Annotated in this window: 18 protein-coding genes; 10 read left to right on the forward strand and 8 right to left on the reverse strand. The window is 51.2% G+C overall.

Annotated elements, in window-relative coordinates; translation table 11 throughout:
• Positions 1-10: 10 nt before the first annotated feature.
• A complete protein-coding gene (gene yibT / locus QUE34_RS21725) occupies positions 11-220 on the reverse strand; it encodes a protein YibT (protein ID WP_000517099.1) in 210 nt (69 codons plus the stop codon).
• A gap of 283 nt (positions 221-503) precedes the next feature.
• Between yibT and QUE34_RS21730 the strand changes: the two genes are divergently transcribed.
• From QUE34_RS21730 to trmL, 7 genes are all read left to right on the forward strand, one after another.
• A complete protein-coding gene (locus QUE34_RS21730) occupies positions 504-866 on the forward strand; it encodes a YibL family ribosome-associated protein (protein WP_000665680.1) in 363 nt (120 codons plus the stop codon).
• A gap of 572 nt (positions 867-1,438) precedes the next feature.
• Entirely contained in the window at positions 1,439-2,122 is a 684-nt protein-coding gene (locus tag QUE34_RS21735) for a SadB/YajI family lipoprotein (protein ID WP_103253767.1), read from the forward strand.
• 43 nt (positions 2,123-2,165) lie between these two features.
• A complete protein-coding gene (locus tag QUE34_RS21740; RefSeq protein ID WP_286338879.1) occupies positions 2,166-6,551 on the forward strand; it encodes a YadA-like family protein in 4,386 nt (1,461 codons plus the stop codon).
• A gap of 416 nt (positions 6,552-6,967) precedes the next feature.
• A complete protein-coding gene (gene lldP / locus QUE34_RS21745) occupies positions 6,968-8,623 on the forward strand; it encodes an L-lactate permease (protein ID WP_001297977.1) in 1,656 nt (551 codons plus the stop codon).
• Complete coding sequence (gene lldR / locus QUE34_RS21750) at positions 8,623-9,399, forward strand: transcriptional regulator LldR (protein ID WP_001353574.1); 777 nt, start codon at positions 8,623-8,625, stop codon at positions 9,397-9,399. Before lldP ends, lldR begins: the two co-directional genes overlap by 1 nt.
• Positions 9,396-10,586 (forward strand): quinone-dependent L-lactate dehydrogenase, encoded by a 1,191-nt coding sequence (gene lldD / locus QUE34_RS21755; protein ID WP_032304041.1) that lies wholly within the window; start codon positions 9,396-9,398, stop codon positions 10,584-10,586. Before lldR ends, lldD begins: the two co-directional genes overlap by 4 nt.
• Before the next feature lie 47 nt (positions 10,587-10,633).
• Positions 10,634-11,107, forward strand: coding sequence for a tRNA (uridine(34)/cytosine(34)/5-carboxymethylaminomethyluridine(34)-2'-O)-methyltransferase TrmL (gene trmL, locus QUE34_RS21760; protein WP_000932361.1), 474 nt, complete (start codon positions 10,634-10,636; stop codon positions 11,105-11,107).
• A 52-nt stretch (positions 11,108-11,159) separates the two neighbouring features.
• Here the strand turns inward: trmL and cysE are convergent, their stop codons facing one another.
• The 5 genes from cysE to QUE34_RS21785 form a co-directional block, all read right to left on the reverse strand.
• Complete coding sequence (cysE, locus tag QUE34_RS21765) at positions 11,160-11,981, reverse strand: serine O-acetyltransferase (protein ID WP_001277561.1); 822 nt, start codon at positions 11,979-11,981, stop codon at positions 11,160-11,162.
• A gap of 79 nt (positions 11,982-12,060) precedes the next feature.
• The gene (gene gpsA, locus QUE34_RS21770) at positions 12,061-13,080 is read right to left on the reverse strand and encodes an NAD(P)H-dependent glycerol-3-phosphate dehydrogenase (protein WP_001076194.1); all 1,020 of its coding nucleotides are present in this window, start codon (positions 13,078-13,080) and stop codon (positions 12,061-12,063) included.
• A complete protein-coding gene (gene secB / locus QUE34_RS21775) occupies positions 13,080-13,547 on the reverse strand; it encodes a protein-export chaperone SecB (protein WP_000003377.1) in 468 nt (155 codons plus the stop codon). Before secB ends, gpsA begins: the two co-directional genes overlap by 1 nt.
• 62 nt (positions 13,548-13,609) lie before the next feature.
• Positions 13,610-13,861, reverse strand: coding sequence for a glutaredoxin 3 (gene grxC / locus QUE34_RS21780; RefSeq protein ID WP_000024392.1), 252 nt, complete (start codon positions 13,859-13,861; stop codon positions 13,610-13,612).
• 141 nt (positions 13,862-14,002) lie between these two features.
• On the reverse strand, positions 14,003-14,434 hold the full coding sequence (locus QUE34_RS21785; protein WP_001156181.1) for a rhodanese-like domain-containing protein: 432 nt from the start codon (positions 14,432-14,434) through the stop codon (positions 14,003-14,005).
• A 244-nt stretch (positions 14,435-14,678) separates the two neighbouring features.
• Between QUE34_RS21785 and gpmM the strand changes: the two genes are divergently transcribed.
• Genes gpmM through QUE34_RS21800 form a run of 3 tightly spaced genes read left to right on the forward strand, consistent with a single transcriptional unit; the run spans position 14,679 to position 18,479 of the window.
• Positions 14,679-16,223, forward strand: a complete 1,545-nt coding sequence (gene gpmM / locus QUE34_RS21790) for a 2,3-bisphosphoglycerate-independent phosphoglycerate mutase (RefSeq protein ID WP_001353573.1) — start codon at positions 14,679-14,681, stop codon at positions 16,221-16,223.
• A 33-nt stretch (positions 16,224-16,256) separates the two neighbouring features.
• A complete protein-coding gene (gene envC / locus QUE34_RS21795; RefSeq protein WP_230146813.1) occupies positions 16,257-17,516 on the forward strand; it encodes a murein hydrolase activator EnvC in 1,260 nt (419 codons plus the stop codon).
• A gap of 3 nt (positions 17,517-17,519) precedes the next feature.
• Positions 17,520-18,479, forward strand: a complete 960-nt coding sequence (locus QUE34_RS21800) for a divergent polysaccharide deacetylase family protein (RefSeq protein WP_000483841.1) — start codon at positions 17,520-17,522, stop codon at positions 18,477-18,479.
• Here QUE34_RS21800 and waaH read toward each other — a convergent pair.
• Entirely contained in the window at positions 18,466-19,500 is a 1,035-nt protein-coding gene (waaH, locus tag QUE34_RS21805; protein WP_032304043.1) for a UDP-glucuronate:LPS(HepIII) glycosyltransferase, read from the reverse strand. The genes QUE34_RS21800 and waaH overlap by 14 nt on opposite strands.
• Before the next feature lie 411 nt (positions 19,501-19,911).
• Positions 19,912-20,937 (reverse strand): L-threonine 3-dehydrogenase, encoded by a 1,026-nt coding sequence (tdh, locus tag QUE34_RS21810; protein WP_032304045.1) that lies wholly within the window; start codon positions 20,935-20,937, stop codon positions 19,912-19,914.

The raw sequence follows: 20,937 nt of genomic DNA on the forward strand, positions 1-20,937 counted from the left end.
GTACTTTCGCTTACTTCTCCTCTACCTGTTTCGGCCGATAAAGCCGACGATAATACTCCAGACGTTGTAGATATAACGGCACGCTTTCATCAGGTATTCCGGACGGAATCGCATTGCGGGGAGGAAGTTTTTTCAGATACTCCCGGAACGCCTGGCTCGATGCCATGAAATCTACAGCTTTATCGATAAGAAGCGGAACGTTTTCACCTAATTTGCCCATGATGATATCTCCGTATTACCCCGCGTCGGGAATGCGCGGCCGCCAATTTTAGTTTAGATCCCGGTATAAATGACATTAAGGAAAACGTGCTCAATCCTCAATAATGATCCTCTTCTGTTGTCTATCTTTTTTCTTTAAATTTCCTAATTAATCAATAGATTGGGTAATTTTCAAACACATTAATGGTTACAATCTGGAACTATTACAATGCCATCTGTTGTGAACAAAGCACCTGGTCGCGCATACTAGAGGCTATAAATTTATCTCTATCAGAAGTCATCACATGAAAGAAGTCGAAAAAAACGAAATCAAACGTCTCAGCGATCGCCTGGACGCTATCCGCCATCAGCAGGCTGACCTGTCACTGGTTGAAGCCGCAGATAAATATGCCGAACTGGAAAAAGAAAAAGCCACGCTGGAAGCCGAAATTGCTCGCCTGCGTGAAGTTCACAGCCAGAAACTCAGTAAAGAAGCGCAAAAACTGATGAAAATGCCCTTCCAGCGCGCGATTACTAAAAAAGAGCAGGCTGATATGGGCAAGCTGAAGAAAAGTGTTCGCGGACTGGTAGTTGTGCATCCGATGACCGCGCTGGGCCGCGAAATGGGCCTGCAAGAGATGACCGGATTCTCTAAGACCGCATTTTAAGTACCTGTCTCACCGCTGTAATCACAGCCTCTCACGATTTACTCGCTCCTGCTGGCACATGCAGGAGCCTGATACCAGATATCGGATATCTTTAACATTCTTATCACTATTGCTTCCATCTCACCGGCTCTTTGAAGCGCATATTACAGGCTAAATTCTGAAATTGTGGTATGGAATAAAAAAGTGATATATAAGCGATAACAATGAATTAATGCACATTAATGCCTGTAACAGCCATTAATTATTTATATTTATCGCTCAGAATCACACACTTCCCAAGAAAACATCACCATGCTGAATATTAATATTTCTCCTGGTCGGTGTTTTCATCCGGTGAAACATTTGACATTGATTGACATCGATCATTAAAATCCGCGCGATTAATATTATTGGCTACAATCTGAAATTGTCTGACATTTAATGTCATATTCGCACTACCAATTAATACAACAATTAATAGAAAAAGTCTCTTATAAATTTATATAACGTATATTTCCACTCGAATCATTCATAAAAAGGATGATTACGCCGTAACAGTTAACGTATCGGGATCATGAAAAGGAATTCACCCTATGAGCATCAAAAAAGCACTATTAAGCATGTTGATAACATTGCCACTCTGGGTATTGACTGGGTGTGACTATATTGAGAAAGCGAATCTGATCGACGATCTTGCCAAACAGCAAGAATTGCAAAAAAGTAAAATAGAGATTCTTGAAAAACAACAAGAACAATATAAAAGAAAGATAGAATTTATTGAAAATCAACAAATTAATATTGCAAACACCACTAAAGTGCTGGCGGGTGTAGTAAAGGCGGTCAAAGACAAACAGGACGAATTTGTCTTCACCGAATTTAACCCTGCACAAACAAAATACTTCATTTTAAACAATGGCTCGGTTGGTTTGGCAGGCCGGGTGCTGTCTATTGATGCAGTTGAAAATGGTAGCGTTATTCGTATTTCGCTGGTCAACCTATTAAGCGTTCCCGTATCAAATATTGGCTTTCAAGCCACATGGGGCAGTGAAAGACCCACCGATACCAAAGCGCTGTCGAAGTGGCAACAATTACTTTTCAACACCACCATGAACTCCACCCTGCAATTAATGCCTGGTCAATGGCAAGACATTAACCTGACATTAAAAGGCGTTTCACCTAATAACCTGAAGTATCTGAAATTGTCCATCAATATGGCCAATCTCCAGTTCGACACTGTTCAACCTGCTGAAACTCAGCAGCGGAAAAACAAAAAATAAATGCAGCTTCTGCGCTTATATCAAGGAATAGAGAACATCAATAATGAACAAAATTTTTAAAGTTATCTGGAATCCAGCGACGGGCAGCTATAGCGTTGCCAGCGAAACGGCGAAGAGTCGTGGAAAAAAGAGCGGGCGTAGTAAGCTGTTAATTTCCGCGCTGGTTGCGGGTGGGCTACTCTCACCCGTTGGGGCCAATGCTTCGGTTTCACTTGACGGTGGTAAAAGCGCAGAGGCAACGCCACTCAGTAATGACTGGATTGCCATTGGTAAAGGTGCTGTCGCATCATCAGAGCCAAAGGGTTCAGGAACAGAGAATACAGGAAGTGTTGCGGTAGGAATAGGTTCGACCGCCGGGGTGGGCAGTACGGCAATTGGCTTCTCAAGTAACTCATCAGGAGAAAGATCGGTTGGCTTAGGGCAATCAACGGTATCAACGGGCAGCCGAGCTATCGCCATCGGCAGTGCAGCTAAAGCGACCAGCGATTATACACTTGCACTGGGGAATTCTGCTCAAGCTAAAGGTGAAGGTGCCATGGCGTTGGGCAAAGATACGGTAGCAAGTGCTGCTAATGCTCTTGCATTAGGACGATTGGCAAATGCATCAGGAACGGACTCCATCGCGATGGGCACTAACACCGAAGCCGCTGAAAATGCTACCGCCATTGGCAATAATGCGAAGGCAAAAGGGACTAATAGCATGGCGCTGGGCTCCGGGAGCCTTGCCGATAAAACCAATACTATCGTATTGGGCAATGGCAGCCAGGCTTTGGCAGATAGCGCAATTGCCATAGGTCAGGGCAACAAAGCTAATGGTACAGATGCTATCGTTCTGGGTAATGGTAGCCAATCGAGTGGCTTAAACTCTATTGCTTTAGGTAAAACCAGTGTTGTCACGGGCGATAATAGTCTTGCGCTTGGTAGTAATACCAGCGCCAACGGTATTAACGCCGTCGCGTTGGGGGCAGGTTCGATTGCGGATCTGGACGATAGCGTTTCTGTCGGTAATGACTCATTAAAACGCAAGATCGTGAATGTGAAAAATGGCACCATCAAAGCTGACAGCAATGACGCCATTAATGGCTCGCAGCTTTATGCCATCAGCGACTCGGTAGCAAAACGACTGGGTGGAGGCGCATCGGTAAACGTTGACGACGGTACAGTTAAAGCCCCCGCCTACAACTTAAAAAATGGTAACAAAAATAACGTTGGCGATGCGCTCACTGTACTTGATGAAAACACTCTGCAATGGGACCAAACCAATGGCAAATACAGCGCTGCCCATGGCAACAACGCCACTAGCAAAATCACCAATGTCACCGCTGGCGACCTCTCTGACACCAGCACCGACGCCGTCAACGGTTCTCAGCTGAAAGCGACCAAGGACGATGTAGCGGCAAACACCACCAACATCACTAACCTGACGAGCGAAGTGGCTGGCAACACCACTAATATCACTAACCTGACTGATACGGTGGCTAACCTCGGTGAAGACGCCCTGAAATGGGACGATGCCGCAGGCGCATTCACCGCTGCACGCGGCACCAACGCCACCAACAAAATCACTAACGTCACCGCTGGCGAGCTCTCTGACACCAGCACCGACGCCGTTAATGGTTCTCAGCTGAAAGCGACCAAGGACGATGTGGCGACCAACACCACCAATATCACTAACCTGACTGATACGGTGACTAACCTCGGTGAAGACGCCCTGAAATGGGACGACGCCGCAGGCGCATTCACCGCTGCACACGGCACTAACGCCGCCAACAAAATCAGCAACGTACAAGCTGGCATAGTCTCCTCTGACAGCACTGACGCCATTAATGGCTCACAACTTTACGGTTTGGCTGATTCATTCACGTCCTATCTGGGTGGTGGGGCTGATATTAGCGATACAGGTATATTAACCGGGCCAACCTATAGTATTGGCGGCACTGACTACACTAGCGTCGGGGATGCTCTGGCTGCGATTAACACTTCATTTAGTGATTCTCTCGGTGATGCTCTGCTCTGGGATACAACCGCAGGCAAATTCAGCGCCAAACACGGCATTAATAATGATCCCAGTGTAATCACTGATGTTGCAAACGGTGCAGTCTCATCCACCAGTAGCGACGCTATTAATGGTTCTCAACTTTATGGCGTTAGTGACTACATTGCCGATGCTCTGGGCGGGAACGCTGTGGTGAATGCGGACGGCAGTATCACCACACCGACTTATGCCATCGCTGGCGGCAGTTACAGCAACGTTGGTGACGCACTGGAAGCGATCGATACCACACTGGATGACGCCCTGCTCTGGGATGCAACAGCCAATGACGGTGCTGGTGCATTCAGCGCCGGTCGTGGGGTAGATAACACTGCCAGTAAGATTACTAACGTCGCAAATGGTGCAATCTCTGCCACCAGCAGCGACGCGATTAACGGCTCACAACTCTATACCACTAATAAATATATCGCAGATGCTCTGGGCGGTGATGCAGAAGTTAACGCTGACGGTACTATCACTGCGCCGACTTACACCATTGCGAATGCCGAGTACAACAATGTCGGTGACGCTCTGGATGCGCTTGATGAGAACGCGCTGCTGTGGGATGCGACCGCCAATAACGGCGAAGGGGCTTACAACGCCAGTCATGACGGCAAGGCCAGCATTATCACAAACGTTGCTGATGGTAACATTGGTGAAGGTAGCACCGATGCAGTGAACGGTTCTCAGCTGTTTAACACCAATATGCTGATCCAGCAGAACAGCGAAGTCATCAATCAGCTTGCCGGTAACACCAGTGAAACCTACATCGAAGAAAATGGCGCGGGTATTAACTATGTGCGTACCAACGACAACGGCTTAGCATTCAACGATGCCAGCGCTTCAGGTATTGGTGCTACCGCTGTGGGTTATAACGCTGTTGCCTCTCGTGCCAGCAGTGTAGCCATCGGTCAGGACAGTTACAGCAACGTTGATACAGGTATCGCTCTGGGTAGCAGTTCCGTTTCCAGCCGTTTAATAGTTAAAGGTTCTCGTGACACCAGCGTATCGGAAGAAGGTGTTGTGATTGGTTATGACACAACTGACGGTGAACTGCTTGGCGCATTGTCGATCGGTGACGATGGTAAATATCGTCAAATCATCAATGTTGCCGATGGTTCTGAAGCCCATGACGCCGTTACGGTTCGCCAGTTGCAGAATGCCATTGGTGCAGTAGCCACCACGCCAACCAAATACTATCACGCCAATTCAACGGCTGAAGACTCACTGGCAATCGGTGAAGACTCGCTGGCAATGGGCGCAAAAACCATCGTTAATGGTAATGCAGGTATTGGTATCGGCCTGAACACTTTAGTTCTGGCAGATGCGATTAACGGTATTGCTATCGGTAGCAACGCGCGTGCAAACCATGCAAACAGCATTGCAATGGGTAATGGTTCTCAAACTACCCGTGGCGCACAAACTGGCTACACCGCCTACAACATGGATGCACCGCAGAACTCTGTGGGTGAATTCTCCGTAGGTAGCGAAGACGGTCAACGTCAGATCACCAACGTCGCGGCTGGTTCGGCTGATACCGATGCGGTCAACGTGGGTCAATTGAAAGTAACGGATGCGCAGGTTTCCCAGAATACCCAGAGCATTACTAACCTGAACAATCAGGTGACGAATCTGGATACTCGCGTGACCAATATCGAGAACGGTATTGGCGATATCGTAACCACAGGTAGCACCAAGTACTTCAAGACCAACACCGATGGCGTAGATGCTAACGCCCAGGGTAAAGACAGTGTGGCGATTGGTTCTGGATCCATTGCTGCCGCTGACAACAGCGTCGCTCTGGGTACAGGCTCCGTGGCCAACGAAGAAAACACAATCTCTGTGGGTTCTTCTACCAACCAGCGCCGTATCACCAACGTTGCTGCCGGTGTTAATGCCACCGATGCGGTTAACGTTTCGCAACTGAAGTCTTCCGAAGCAGGTGGCGTTCGCTACGACACCAAAGCTGATGGCTCTATCGACTACAGCAACATCACTCTCGGTGGCGGCAATGGCGGTACGACTCGCATCAGCAACGTTTCTGCGGGCGTGAACAACAACGACGCAGTGAACTATGCACAGTTGAAGCAAAGTGTGCAGGAAACGAAGCAATACACCGATCAGCGCATGGTTGAGATGGATAACAAACTGTCCAAAACCGAAAGCAAGTTGAGCGGTGGTATCGCTTCCGCAATGGCAATGACCGGTCTGCCGCAGGCTTACACGCCGGGAGCCAGCATGGCCTCTATTGGTGGTGGTACTTACAACGGCGAATCGGCTGTTGCTTTAGGTGTGTCGATGGTGAGCGCCAATGGTCGTTGGGTCTACAAATTACAAGGTAGTACCAATAGCCAGGGTGAATACTCCGCCGCACTCGGTGCCGGTATTCAGTGGTAATGATCCATTAAAGAATGGGTAAACGCCAAATTGCGTGATGCGCTGCGCTTATCAGACCTACGGGATGATTCAGCACATTCCTGTAGGACGGATAAGGCGTTCACGCCGCATCCGGCAAAATAAGGCGCACCAGATCAACAATCTGAGGGCAATTCCCTGATGGGAATTGCCCTTTTCTTTACAGACATCTCCCTCACTCCAAATTGGCCCTACCAATTCTTCGCTTATCTGACCTCTGGTTCACAGTTCCCCAATTAAAACTCACATCAATGTTGCCAATGCATAACATTTAGTTAACTATTCATTGTCATTATCCCTACACAACACAATTGGCAGTGCCACTTTTACACAACGTGTGACACGGAGATGAGCAACAGACTCATCACGCGGCGTGTGTGGACTGCAGGAGACCTGCAATGAATCTCTGGCAACAAAACTATGATCCCGCCGGGAATATCTGGCTTTCCAGCCTGATAGCATCGCTTCCCATTCTGTTTTTCTTCTTTGCGCTGATTAAGCTCAAACTGAAAGGATACGTCGCCGCCTCGTGGACGGTGGCAATCGCCCTTGCCGTGGCTTTGCTGTTCTATAAAATGCCGGTCGCTAACGCGCTGGCCTCGGTGGTTTATGGCTTCTTCTACGGTTTGTGGCCCATCGCGTGGATCATTATTGCAGCGGTGTTCGTCTATAAGATCTCGGTGAAAACCGGGCAGTTTGACATCATCCGCTCGTCTATTCTTTCGATAACCCCTGACCAGCGCCTGCAAATGCTGATCGTCGGTTTCTGTTTCGGCGCGTTCCTCGAAGGGGCCGCAGGATTTGGCGCACCGGTAGCAATTACCGCCGCATTGCTGGTCGGCCTGGGCTTTAAACCGCTGTACGCCGCCGGGCTGTGCCTGATTGTTAACACCGCGCCAGTAGCATTCGGTGCGATGGGTATTCCGATTCTGGTCGCCGGGCAGGTAACAGGCATCGACAGCTTTGAGATTGGCCAGATGGTGGGGCGTCAGCTACCGTTTATGACCATTATCGTGCTGTTCTGGATTATGGCGATTATGGACGGCTGGCGCGGTATCAAAGAAACCTGGCCTGCGGTCGTGGTTGCGGGCGGCTCGTTTGCCATCGCTCAATACCTCAGCTCTAACTTCATTGGGCCGGAACTGCCAGACATTATCTCTTCGCTGGTATCACTGCTCTGCCTGACGCTGTTCCTCAAACGCTGGCAGCCGGTGCGCGTATTCCGTTTTGGTGATTTGGGGGCGTCACAGGTTGATATGACGCTGGCCCACACCGGTTACACCGCGGGTCAGGTATTACGTGCCTGGACACCGTTCCTGTTCCTGACCGCTACCGTAACACTGTGGAGTATCCCGCCGTTTAAAGCCCTGTTCGCATCGGGTGGCGCGCTGTATGAGTGGGTGATCAATATTCCGGTGCCGTACCTCGATAAACTGGTTGCCCGTATGCCGCCAGTGGTCAGCGAAGCGACAGCTTACGCCGCCGTGTTTAAGTTCGACTGGTTCTCTGCTACCGGTACCGCCATTCTTTTTGCTGCCCTGCTCTCAATTGTCTGGCTGAAGATGAAACCATCTGACGCTATCAGCACCTTCGGCAGCACGCTGAAAGAACTGGCTCTGCCTATCTACTCCATCGGTATGGTGCTGGCATTCGCCTTTATTTCGAACTATTCCGGACTGTCATCAACACTGGCGCTGGCACTGGCGCATACCGGTCATGCATTCACCTTCTTCTCGCCGTTCCTCGGCTGGCTTGGGGTATTCCTGACCGGGTCGGATACGTCATCTAATGCTTTGTTTGCCGCTTTGCAGGCTACCGCCGCACAACAAATTGGCGTTTCTGACCTGTTGCTGGTTGCTGCCAACACCACCGGTGGTGTCACCGGCAAAATGATCTCTCCGCAATCTATCGCTATCGCCTGTGCGGCGGTAGGACTGGTGGGCAAAGAGTCTGATTTGTTCCGCTTTACTGTCAAACACAGCCTGATCTTCACCTGTATGGTGGGCGTGATCACCACGCTTCAGGCCTATGTCTTAACGTGGATGATTCCTTAATGATTGTTTTACCCAGACGCCTGTCAGACGAGGTTGCCGATCGTGTGCGGGCGCTGATCGATGAAAAAAACCTGGAGGCGGGCATGAAATTGCCCGCTGAACGTCAACTGGCAATGCAACTCGGTGTGTCGCGAAATTCACTGCGCGAGGCGCTGGCGAAACTGGTGAGCGAAGGTGTGCTGCTCAGTCGACGCGGCGGCGGGACGTTTATTCGCTGGCGTCATGACACATGGTCGGAGCAAAACATCGTCCAGCCGTTGAAAACGCTGATGGCCGATGATCCGGATTACAGTTTCGATATTCTGGAAGCCCGCTACGCCATAGAAGCCAGCACCGCGTGGCATGCAGCAATGCGCGCCACGCCTGGCGAAAAAGAGAAAATTCAGCTTTGCTTTGAAGCAACACTCAGCGAAGACCCGGATCTCGCCTCACAAGCGGACGTTCGTTTTCATCTGGCGATTGCCGAAGCCTCACATAACATTGTGTTGCTGCAAACCATGCGTGGTTTCTTCGATGTCTTGCAATCCTCAGTGAAGCATAGCCGTCAGCGGATGTATCTGGTGCCCCCGGTTTTTTCACAACTGACCGAACAACATCAGGCTGTCATTGACGCCATTTTTGCCGGTGATGCTGACGGGGCGCGTAAAGCAATGATGGCGCACCTTAGCTTTGTTCACACCACCATGAAACGATTCGATGAAGATCAAGCTCGCCATGCACGCATTACCCGCCTGCCTGGTGACCATAATGAGAATTCGAGGGAGAAAAACGCATGATTATTTCCGCAGCCAGCGATTATCGCGCCGCAGCACAACGCATTCTGCCGCCATTCCTGTTCCACTATATGGATGGGGGGGCATATTCTGAATACACCCTGCGCCGCAACGTGGAAGATTTGTCAGAGGTGGCGCTGCGCCAGCGAATTCTGAAAAACATGTCCGACTTAAGCCTGGAAACGACGCTGTTTAATGAGAAATTGTCGATGCCGGTGGCGCTAGGTCCGGTAGGTTTGTGTGGCATGTATGCGCGACGCGGCGAAGTTCAGGCCGCAAAAGCGGCGGATGCACATGGCATTCCGTTTACTCTCTCGACCGTTTCTGTTTGCCCAATTGAAGAAGTCGCCCCCGCCATCAAGCGTCCGATGTGGTTCCAGTTATATGTGCTGCGCGATCGCGGCTTTATGCGTAACGCGCTGGAGCGTGCAAAAGCGGCAGGCTGTTCAACTCTGGTCTTCACTGTGGATATGCCAACGCCTGGTGCGCGTTACCGTGATGCGCACTCTGGAATGAGCGGCCCGAACGCGGCAATGCGCCGCTACTTGCAGGCGGTAACGCATCCGCAATGGGCGTGGGATGTGGGCCTGAATGGTCGTCCGCATGATCTCGGTAATATCTCGACTTATCTCGGCAAACCGACCGGACTGGAAGATTACATCGGCTGGCTGGGGAATAACTTCGATCCTTCTATCTCATGGAAAGACCTTGAGTGGATCCGCGATTTCTGGGATGGCCCGATGGTGATCAAAGGGATCCTCGACCCAGAAGATGCGCGTGATGCGGTACGTTTTGGCGCAGATGGCATTGTGGTTTCTAACCACGGTGGCCGCCAGCTGGACGGTGTACTCTCTTCTGCCCGTGCGTTGCCTGCTATTGCAGATGCGGTGAAAGGTGATATCGCCATTCTGGCAGATAGCGGCATTCGTAACGGGCTTGATGTCGTGCGTATGATTGCACTCGGTGCCGATACTGTACTGCTGGGTCGTGCTTTCCTGTATGCGCTGGCAACGGCGGGCCAGGCGGGCGTGGCAAATCTGCTGAATCTGATCGAAAAAGAGATGAAAGTGGCAATGACACTGACTGGCGCAAAATCGATCAGTGAAATTACGCAAGATTCGCTGGTGCAGGGGCTGGGTAAAGAGTTGCCTGCGGCGCTGGCTCCGATGGCGAAAGGGAATGCGGCTTAAGAGTTAGATGAATATCTGCTATCCTGCCCCCGCACTAAGGGGGCAGTATGCTAAACATCGTACTTTACGAACCAGAAATTCCGCCAAATACTGGCAACATCATCCGTCTTTGCGCCAACACCGGCTTTCGCCTGCATATCATCGAACCGATGGGATTTGCCTGGGACGACAAGCGCCTGCGCCGCGCAGGACTGGACTACCACGAATTTACCGCCGTTACGCGTCATCATAACTATGCTGCGTTCCTGGAAGCAGAAAATCCCCAGCGTCTGTTTGCCCTCACCACGAAAGGCACACCCGCACACAGCGCCGTAAGTTATCAGGATGGCGACTATCTGATGTTTGGCCCGGAAACACGCGGCCTGCCCGCGAGCATTCTCGATGCCCTGCCCGCTGAACAAAAAATTCGCATTCCAATGGTGCCGGACAGCCGCAGCATGAACCTGTCCAATGCGGTGTCGGTCGTGGTGTATGAAGCCTGGCGGCAGCTGGGGTATCCGGGAGCGGTGTTGAGAGATTAGTTACTGTATGCCGGATAGATGATTACATCGCATCTGGCACAATCACAGGACGTCAGATCCCATCCCCATATTCAAACGTATGGTTAATGCCGTTGAAATGCTGATCCATATCCATTGATGGCTTATCGCTGTCTGGTTTACCGACAATGCGTGCCGGAACGCCAGCGGCGGTGGTATGTGGCGGTACCGGTTGCAGCACCACGGAACCTGCGCCAATCTTCGCACCGCGCCCAACTTCAATATTGCCGAGAATTTTCGCGCCTGCGCCAATCATCACGCCTTCACGAATTTTCGGGTGACGGTCTCCACCAGATTTACCCGTACCGCCAAGGGTAACGGATTGCAGAATCGACACATCGTTTTCAATCACCGCAGTTTCACCCACCACAATGCCCGTCGCGTGGTCGAGCATGATACCGCGACCAATTTTTGCCGCCGGATGAATATCCACCTGGAACGTCACAGAAACCTGGTTTTGCAGAAAAATAGCCAGTGCGCGACGGCCCTGATTCCACAGCCAGTGACCGATGCGATAGGCCTGCAAGGCATGAAAACCTTTCAGATATAACAATGGGGTTGAGTATTTATCGACTGCCGGGTCGCGGGTACGCACTGCCTGAATATCACAGGCCGCAGAAGCAATCATTTCCGGGTCGGCGGCGTAGGCTTCTTCCACCACTTCGCGGATAGCAATGGCAGGCATAATTGGCGATGACAGCTTGTTCGCCAGCATGTAGCTCAGTGCACTGCCCAGGTTTTCGTGCTTGAGTAGCGTCGCGTGGTAAAAACTGGCCAGCATTGGCTCACAGTCCGCCAGCGTTCTGGCTTCAGCTTTAATATTGTTCCAGACAATTTCCAGTTCTTCACACGACATTGCTTACTCCACACGATGAGATAATGACCGGCCCGTTCTGCGCGGGCCGGGTCATAGCGGTAACAAAAGTTCCCTGGTTTTAGTGGCTACTGCGCTCGTCCTTGCGTGCACGACCTAATAACGTCAATGCTGCCTCGCGCGCGTTTTTTCCGCAATATAATACTTGATAAATTTCCTCGGTTATTGGCATTTCAACGCCGAAGCGATGCGCCAGTTCGCGGACTTCTTTCGTATTGCGGTAGCCTTCAACCACCTGACCAATCTTCTCCTGCGCGCTTTGTACATCCATGCCCTGACCGAGCATCATGCCAAAACGGCGGTTACGCGACTGGTTGTCGGTACAGGTAAGTACCAGATCACCCAGCCCCGCCATGCCCATAAAGGTGGCAGGATCGGCCCCCAGCGCCGCGCCAAGACGCGACATCTCAGCCAGCCCACGAGTGATCAGCGCCGTACGCGCATTCGCACCAAAACCGATACCATCGGACATCCCCGCGCCAATGGCAATGACGTTTTTCACCGCGCCGCCAAGTTGCACGCCAATGAAATCCGGGTTGCTGTAAACGCGGAAACTTTTACCACAGTGCAGCAACTGCTGAAGATCATCAGCAAAGGTTTGGTCGGTAGAGGCCAACGAAATAGCCGTCGGTAAACCTGCCGCCAGTTCTTTCGCAAACGTTGGGCCAGAGATAACCGCCAGCGGAATTTGATCGCCTAACGCCTCACGCGCCACGTCCTGTAACAAACGTCCGGTTTCCGCTTCCAGCCCTTTGGTCGCCCACACCAGCCGCGCATCAGGGCGCATCAGCGGTTTAATCTGGCGCAGCACTTCACCAAAGACATGGCTTGGCACGACGACAAGAATATTACGGCTGGCTGCCAGTGCGGTAGCGAGATCGCTTTCAAGATGGAGCGTATCGGGAAAAGGCACATCGGGGAGAAACGCGGCGTTACAGCGGTCGCGTTCAAGCGTCGCGATATGTTCAGGGTCATGGCCCCAGAGGACAACCTCGTGGCCATTTCTTGCCAGGGTAATGGCAAGAGCGGTGCCGTACGAGCCGGCACCGATCACAGTCATTGAAGCATTACGTTGGTTCATCAGGCATCCTGATGTTCTTCAGTACCTTCGCCAGCCTGCTGCTGCAAATAGTTCATGAACAGCGCATCGAAGTTAACCGGCGCAAGGTTCAGTTGCGGGAATGTACCGCGGGATACCATGCTGGTGATGCACTCACGAGCATACGGGAACAGAATGTTCGGGCAGTATGCGCCCAGGCAATGTGCCATCTGGGTGCCTTCGATACCCGCGATGGAGAAAATACCGCCCTGCTGCACTTCGCACAGGAACGCAGTTTCTTCACCCAGGGATGCCGTTACGGTAACACGCAGTACCACTTCGTAAACGTCATCTGCCAGTTGAGAAGATGCCGTATCAAGATCAAGTTTAACTTCTGGCTGCCAATCTTTCTGGAAAACGTGCGGCGCGTTTGGCGCTTCGAAAGAAATATCCTTGGTATAAATACGCTGGATCTGGAAAGTCATTTCAGTGTTGTTTTGTTCTGACATGTGTAGAAAACCCTTAAGTGTTGTCCTTCAATACTGCGCAATGTAATGCCAACGTTCACACGTTATTTCAGCAGGGGATCCAGTCCACCACGTGCATCCAATGCATACAAGTCATCACAGCCGCCAATGTGCTGTGCGTCAATAAAAATCTGGGGAACCGTGGTGCGACCGCTGCGTTTGATCATCTCTTCACGCTTAGCGGCGTTGCCATCGATCGGCAACTCCTGAAAACTCACACCCTTGCTGCTCAGCAGTGCTTTCGCACGATGGCAATACGGGCAGGTTTCTTTGGTATAGATTTCAACATTGGCCATAAATTAGCTCCTGTTTTTTTACCCTGAAATTTCATGTTGCAGGGCGGCAGCAAAATGGAGTGTCCCCAGAAGCTTATAACAATAAGTCTCAGGGGGCCTAATTGCAGCTAACGGCCTGCATCATGAAAGACGACAGGTAAATTATTTGCCGCGCACCAGAGGCAAGTTCTCGCCAGCCCAGCCAGCGACGCCCTCTTTCAGCACGAATACTTGCGCAAAACCTGCTTTCGTCAGCGCGTTTGCAGGCTCCTGGCACTGCATGCCAGAACCGTCTACCACGATAACCGGCTTGTCTTTGTGCTTCTCAAGCTCACCAACATTATTGGCTTTGATTTCGCTCGGCAACAGATTGATAGAACCTGCGATATGGCCTTTACGGAAGTCATCACGCTGACGTAAATCCACAACCACAGCGTCTTCTTTGTTGATCAGACGTGTAGCTTCACCACGAGTAATCACCTTCACTTTCGAGGTCAGGCTCTTAAACGTAGTCACAAGAACCGCCACCAGTAACGCGATCCAGGCGATACTCAGTATGGGATGACGGCCAACAAATTGCATAATTTCTTGCATGGGGGGTAACAACTCCCGACGTAGTGATTAAAAAAACCAGGAAAGGAGTATACCTGCGCGGTGCGGCAAATACAGCCAGCGCGTTAACTGGAATGCAATTTTGCGGGGTGCTACGAAAAAAAAGCGTAAATCTGGCATCGGCTTGCCGCGAGCGGTCGTATATTTTGATCTTCAGAGGCTATTTTATCGATTCAGCTGTAGTAAAATTACGCAAATTTTGACTCTTGAGTATGAGGTTGTCGCAATGTCGGTTTCTAAAAAACCTATGGTACTGGTGATTCTGGATGGCTATGGCTATCGCGAAGAACAGCAGGATAACGCCATTTTTAGTGCTAAAACCCCGGTAATGGATGCACTGTGGGCCAATCGTCCGCATACCCTGATCGACGCTTCCGGTCTGGAAGTCGGTCTGCCTGACCGTCAAATGGGTAACTCCGAAGTAGGCCACGTTAACCTGGGTGCCGGCCGCATCGTGTATCAGGACCTGACTCGTCTGGACGTTGAAATCAAAGATCGCGCTTTCTTCGCTAATCCGGTGCTGACTGGTGCGGTAGATAAAGCGAAAAACGCAGGCAAAGCAGTACACATTATGGGTCTGCTGTCCGCAGGTGGTGTACACAGCCACGAAGATCACATCATGGCGATGGTAGAACTGGCAGCGGAACGCGGCGCAGAAAAAATCTACCTGCACGCATTCCTTGACGGTCGCGACACCCCGCCGCGCAGTGCTGAATCCTCGCTGAAAAAATTCGAAGAGAAATTTGCCGCGCTGGGCAAAGGCCGCGTAGCGTCCATCATTGGTCGTTACTACGCAATGGACCGCGACAATCGTTGGGATCGCGTTGAAAAAGCGTATGACCTGCTGACGCTGGCGCAGGGCGAATTCCAGGCCGACACCGCTGTTGCCGGTTTGCAGGCTGCTTATGCTCGCGACGAAAACGACGAATTCGTGAAAGCGACCGTTATCCGTGCTGAAGGCCAGCCAGACGCGGCAATGGAAGACGGCGATGCGCTGATTTTCATGAACTTCCGTGCTGACCGCGCGCGTGAAATCACTCGTGCTTTCGTGAACGCTGATTTCGACGGCTTCGCGCGTAAGAAAGTGGTTAACATCGATTTCGTGATGCTGACCGAATACGCCGCTGATATCAAAACTGCGGTTGCTTACCCGCCAGCTTCTCTGGTTAACACCTTCGGCGAGTGGATGGCGAAAAACGACAAAACTCAACTGCGTATTTCCGAAACCGAAAAATATGCTCACGTCACTTTCTTCTTTAACGGTGGTGTAGAAGAGTCGTTCAAAGGCGAAGACCGCATTCTGATCAACTCGCCGAAAGTGGCAACTTACGACCTGCAGCCAGAAATGAGCTCCGCAGAGCTGACCGAAAAACTGGTTGCGGCCATCAAGAGCGGCAAATACGACACTATCATCTGTAACTATCCTAACGGCGACATGGTAGGTCACACCGGGGTGATGGAAGCAGCGGTTAAAGCCGTTGAAGCGCTGGATCACTGCGTGGATGAAGTTGCGAAAGCGGTTGAGTCTGTAGGTGGACAACTGCTGATCACCGCTGACCACGGTAACGCTGAACAGATGCGCGATCCGGCAACGGGTCAGGCGCACACAGCGCACACCAACCTGCCTGTTCCGCTGATTTACGTTGGCGATAAGAACGTGAAAGCGGTTGAAGGCGGCAAACTTTCTGACATCGCGCCGACCATGTTGTCGCTGATGGGTATGGAAATCCCGCAAGAGATGACTGGTAAGCCGCTGTTCATCGTGGAATAATCCCTCCCCATGAGGGGAAAGGCGATTAATACCATGACACGGGCCGTGAAACCGCGCAGGTTTGCAATCAGGCCCATCATCTACGCCAGCGTTCTTAGCGCTGGCGTATTGTTGTGCGCCTTTTCCGCCCACGCGGATGATCGCGACCAACTCAAATCTATTCAGGCCGATATCGCCGCGAAAGAGCGCGCGGTACGCCAAAAGCAACAACAACGCGCAAGCCTGCTCGCACAATTGAAAAAGCAGGAAGAAGCGATCTCTGAAGCCACTCGCAAGCTGCGCGAAACGCAAAACACACTCAATCAACTGAATAAACAGATTGATGAGATGAACGCATCGATTGCAAAGCTGGAGCAACAAAAAGCCGCTCAGGAACGCAGCCTCGCCGCACAACTGGATGCCGCATTCCGTCAGGGCGAGCATACCGGTATTCAGCTGATTCTTAGCGGTGAAGAAAGCCAGCGTGGTCAGCGTTTACAGGCTTATTTCGGTTATCTCAACCAGGCGCGACAAGAAACCATTGCTCAGTTGAAACAAACGCGTGAAGAAGTCGCTATGCAACGCGCCGAGCTGGAAGAGAAACAGAGCGAGCAGCAAACGCTGTTATATGAGCAGCGCGCCCAACAGGCGAAGCTGACCCAGGCGCTGAACGAGCGTAAAAAGACGCTGGCTGGGCTAGAGTCTTCCATCCAGCAAGGTCAACAACAGTTGAGCGAGTTGCGCGCCAACGAATCTCGTCTACGTAACAGCATTGCCCGTGCGGAAGCGGCAGCGAAAGCGCGTGCTGAACGTGAGGCGCGCGAAGCCCAGGCGGTTCGCGACCGTCAGAAAGAAGCGACGCGCAAAGGCACCACCTACAAACCGACCGAAAGCGAAAAATCGCTGATGTCCCGAACTGGTGGCCTGGGCGCGCCGCGTGGTCAGGCATTCTGGCCGGTTCGCGGGCCGACGCTGCATCGTTATGGCGAGCAGCTACAGGGTGAGCTGCGCTGGAAAGGGATGGTGATTGGTGCTTCTGAAGGTACTGAAGTTAAAGCGATTGCCGACGGTCGGGTGATTCTGGCTGACTGGCTGCAAGGCTACGGTCTGGTGGTGGTGGTTGAGCATGGTAAAGGCGACATGAGTCTTTACGGCTATAATCAGAGCGCACTGGTGAGCGTTGGTTCGCAGGTTCGCGCGGGCCAGCCAATTGCACTGGTGGGCAGCAGTGGCGGTCAGGGTCGGCCTTCACTCTATTTCGAAATTCGCCGCCAGGGTCAGGCGGTCAATCCACAGCCGTGGTTGGGAAGATAAGTTTTGTTTCCATTTCGTCGTAACGTTCTTGCATTTGCCGCTCTGTTGGCGCTCTCCTCCCCCGTACTTGCTGGCAAACTTGCCATCGTCATTGATGATTTTGGGTATCGCCCGCACAACGAAAACCAGGTGCTGGCGATGCCTTCCGCTATCTCCGTCGCTGTATTACCCGATTCACCGCACGCCAGAGAGATGGCGACCAAAGCACATAACAGCGGTCACGAAGTGTTGATTCATCTACCGATGGCACCACTGAGTAAACAGCCGCTGGAGAAAAATACGCTACGCCCGGAGATGAGCAGCGACGAAATTGAGCGCATTATTCGTAGTGCGGTCAATAACGTGCCCTATGCCGTGGGGATCAACAACCACATGGGTAGCAAGATGACCTCTAACCTGTTTGGTATGCAGAAAGTGATGCAGGCACTGGCGCGTTACAATCTTTACTTCCTCGACAGCGTAACCATCGGTAATACCCAGGCGATGCGCGCCGCGCAAGGCACTGGCGTGAAGGTTATTAAACGGAAGGTGTTCCTCGACGATTCACAGAACGAAGCAGACATCCGTGTGCAGTTTAATCGTGCAATTGACCTGGCGCGTCGCAACGGTTCGACCATTGCCATTGGGCATCCTCACCCTTCAACGGTACGCGTGTTGCAACAGATGGTTTATAACCTGCCGCCAGACATTACACTGGTGAAAGCCAGCAGCTTGCTGAATGAACCGCAGGTTGATACTTCTACACCGCCGAAAAACGCTGTGCCTGATGCACCGCATAATCCGTTCCGTGGCGTGAAACTGTGTAAACCGAAGAAACCGCTGGAACCGGTTTATGCTAATCGCTTCTTTGAAGTATTAAGCGAAAGCATCAGCCAGAGCACGCTGATCGTTTACTTCCAGCATCAGTGGCAAGGCTGGGGCAAGCAGCCCGAAGCGGCAAAACTTAACGCTAGCGCAAATTAAAGGCGCTACGCGTAATGCGATGGTGCGACCGCGTTTTGTCGCGCCATTGCCATAAGCGGAAAGACCACAGTAACGCCTGATAACCCACCTTTATGCTGCGTACATTGGAAATCAGGCGCTTATACATACCGGAAGTAAATATCTCAGCAATCATCCGTTGGCGGGTAATAATATCTGGCTCTTTACGTACCGCATGGCAAACACGTAATGCTTCGTAAGTTATTTGTTGATGAAATTCCGGGTAAATCACTATTCTGTCTGCGTAATCGCGATTTAACTTTTCCAACAGTCGGGTAATCTTAATATAGTGGCGTTGATAATTAAGGTTTTTATTTCCCTGTCTATTCAATCGGCTCACTGACGTATTATGCAAATAATATTTATATAACGATTGCTCGGTATATCGCACGCGTTGCGCGTTAAACATAAATTCTGTTGTCCAGACAATATCCTGATGATGTAATCCGGCAATAAATTTAATGTTATTTTTAGCAATGACATCACGACGATAAATGCCCATCCAGACAACATGAGTCCAACGGCGGGAAGAAAGCCCCATTCGCAGCCAGTCCGGGCCGGTTAATACGCCGGTTGAGCGAAGGCGATCGGTGGGGATGGACTGCCAGGTTTCTCCCGTTTCACGAAAACACCAGTCAGCGTTGCACTGCGCCACGTCAAGGTTGTCCTGCTCGGCCATCGTCACCAGCGTTTCGTACATGGTGGGATAGACCTCATCATCAGCATCGACAAAAGCGACATATTTACCCGTCGCTGCCTCGATCCCACGATTACGCGCTACCGATGCGCCAGCATTCGCCTGATGCAGCAAACGAACGTGCGGATAGATTTCCGCGTAATGCTTTGCTATTTCAACAGAATTATCCGTTGAACCATCGTTAATAATAATGATTTCCAGAGCAGTCCAGGTTTGCGCGATTAAAGATTCCATGCAAGTACGGAAATCATCTCCCGCATTATATAACGGGATAATAACACTGAGTTTATTGGTGCTGTTCATCATAAATACCGACGACCTCTGAAGTTATCCTGATGTTTTACAGGCTTTGTATTAAGAAACCATTAAGCCTGTGAGATATTATTTTTACAGGTGAGAGAGTCACTTCAGGGTAGAGAGATAATGAGAACAGCTATATAAGAGATCAGCGCAATTACGAACTCTTTATTACACTGACAGGATTTTACATATTTAACAGATTATCCTCAGGGAAAAGGGCTGGTATTTTGGATTTTCAGATTGTAGACCAAGTGCGCTTTGTTTATGCCGGATGCGGCGTAAACGCCTTATCCGGCCTACCAAATTGTGCAAATTTAATATTTTGCAGGAACCGCGTAGGCATGATAAGCGTAGCGCATCAGGCAATTTTGTGTTTGCCATCAGCTTCAAGGGCTGGTATTCCAGCCCTTGTTCGTGTTAATCCCAGCTCAGAATAACTTTCCCGGACTGGCCCGAACGCATAGCGTCAAAGCCCTTCTGGAAATCATCGATAGAGAAACGATGGGTAATGATCGGCGAGAGATCGAGGCCAGACTGAATCAGCGCCGCCATCTTGTACCAGGTTTCAAACATCTCACGACCGTAAATACCTTTAATGAACAAGCCCTTAAAGATCACTTTGGTCCAGTCGATAGACATATCAGACGGCGGAATACCCAGCATCGCAATGCGACCGCCGTGGTTCATGGTGTCGAGCATTGTACGAAACGCTGGCGGCGCACCGGACATTTCCAGACCAACATCAAAGCCTTCGGTCATGCCCAGTTCTGCCATCACATCATTGAGGTTCTCTTTAGCGACGTTAACCGCACGGGTGATACCCATTTTACGCGCCAACTCAAGGCGGTATTCGTTAACATCAGTAATCACCACGTTACGTGCACCAACGTGTTTCGCCACCGCCGCCGCCATAATACCAATCGGGCCTGCACCAGAGACCAGCACATCCTCGCCCACCAGATCAAACGACAGCGCGGTATGCACGGCGTTACCGAACGGGTCGAAAATTGCGGCTAAGTCATCGGAGATATTGTCGGGGATTTTGAAGGCGTTGAATGCCGGGATCACCAGATATTCGGCGAAGCAGCCCGGGCGATTAACACCAACGCCTATCGTGTTGCGGCACAAATGGGTACGGCCACCACGACAGTTGCGGCAATGACCACAAGTGATATGGCCTTCGCCAGAAACGCGATCGCCGATCTTGAAGCCTTTCACTTCCTGACCGATGCCAACCACCTCACCGACATATTCATGGCCTACAACCATCGGTACTGGGATGGTTTTTTGCGACCACTCATCCCAGTTATAGATGTGAACGTCAGTCCCGCAGATGGCTGTTTTACGGATTTTAATCAGCAGATCGTTATGTCCGAGTTCCGGTTCAGGAACGTCGGTCATCCAGATGCCCTCTTCCGCTTTCAGTTTGGATAACGCTTTCAT

The sequence above is a fragment of the Escherichia sp. KS167_9B genome, assembly GCF_030295215.1.
Lineage (GTDB): Bacteria > Pseudomonadota > Gammaproteobacteria > Enterobacterales > Enterobacteriaceae > Escherichia > Escherichia coli_F.

What these genes read in the sequence shown, in the direction of transcription:
- yibT (WP_000517099.1), bottom strand. Translation starts at nt 220, where the DNA reads ATGGGCAAATTAGGTGAAAACGTTCCGCTTCTTATCGATAAAGCTGTA.
- QUE34_RS21730 (WP_000665680.1), top strand. Translation starts at nt 504, where the DNA reads ATGAAAGAAGTCGAAAAAAACGAAATCAAACGTCTCAGCGATCGCCTG.
- QUE34_RS21735 (WP_103253767.1), top strand. Translation starts at nt 1,439, where the DNA reads ATGAGCATCAAAAAAGCACTATTAAGCATGTTGATAACATTGCCACTC.
- QUE34_RS21740 (WP_286338879.1), top strand. Translation starts at nt 2,166, where the DNA reads ATGAACAAAATTTTTAAAGTTATCTGGAATCCAGCGACGGGCAGCTAT.
- lldP (WP_001297977.1), top strand. Translation starts at nt 6,968, where the DNA reads ATGAATCTCTGGCAACAAAACTATGATCCCGCCGGGAATATCTGGCTT.
- lldR (WP_001353574.1), top strand. Translation starts at nt 8,623, where the DNA reads ATGATTGTTTTACCCAGACGCCTGTCAGACGAGGTTGCCGATCGTGTG.
- lldD (WP_032304041.1), top strand. Translation starts at nt 9,396, where the DNA reads ATGATTATTTCCGCAGCCAGCGATTATCGCGCCGCAGCACAACGCATT.
- trmL (WP_000932361.1), top strand. Translation starts at nt 10,634, where the DNA reads ATGCTAAACATCGTACTTTACGAACCAGAAATTCCGCCAAATACTGGC.
- cysE (WP_001277561.1), bottom strand. Translation starts at nt 11,981, where the DNA reads ATGTCGTGTGAAGAACTGGAAATTGTCTGGAACAATATTAAAGCTGAA.
- gpsA (WP_001076194.1), bottom strand. Translation starts at nt 13,080, where the DNA reads ATGAACCAACGTAATGCTTCAATGACTGTGATCGGTGCCGGCTCGTAC.
- secB (WP_000003377.1), bottom strand. Translation starts at nt 13,547, where the DNA reads ATGTCAGAACAAAACAACACTGAAATGACTTTCCAGATCCAGCGTATT.
- grxC (WP_000024392.1), bottom strand. Translation starts at nt 13,861, where the DNA reads ATGGCCAATGTTGAAATCTATACCAAAGAAACCTGCCCGTATTGCCAT.
- QUE34_RS21785 (WP_001156181.1), bottom strand. Translation starts at nt 14,434, where the DNA reads ATGCAAGAAATTATGCAATTTGTTGGCCGTCATCCCATACTGAGTATC.
- gpmM (WP_001353573.1), top strand. Translation starts at nt 14,679, where the DNA reads ATGTCGGTTTCTAAAAAACCTATGGTACTGGTGATTCTGGATGGCTAT.
- envC (WP_230146813.1), top strand. Translation starts at nt 16,257, where the DNA reads ATGACACGGGCCGTGAAACCGCGCAGGTTTGCAATCAGGCCCATCATC.
- waaH (WP_032304043.1), bottom strand. Translation starts at nt 19,500, where the DNA reads ATGATGAACAGCACCAATAAACTCAGTGTTATTATCCCGTTATATAAT.
- tdh (WP_032304045.1), bottom strand. Translation starts at nt 20,937, where the DNA reads ATGAAAGCGTTATCCAAACTGAAAGCGGAAGAGGGCATCTGGATGACC.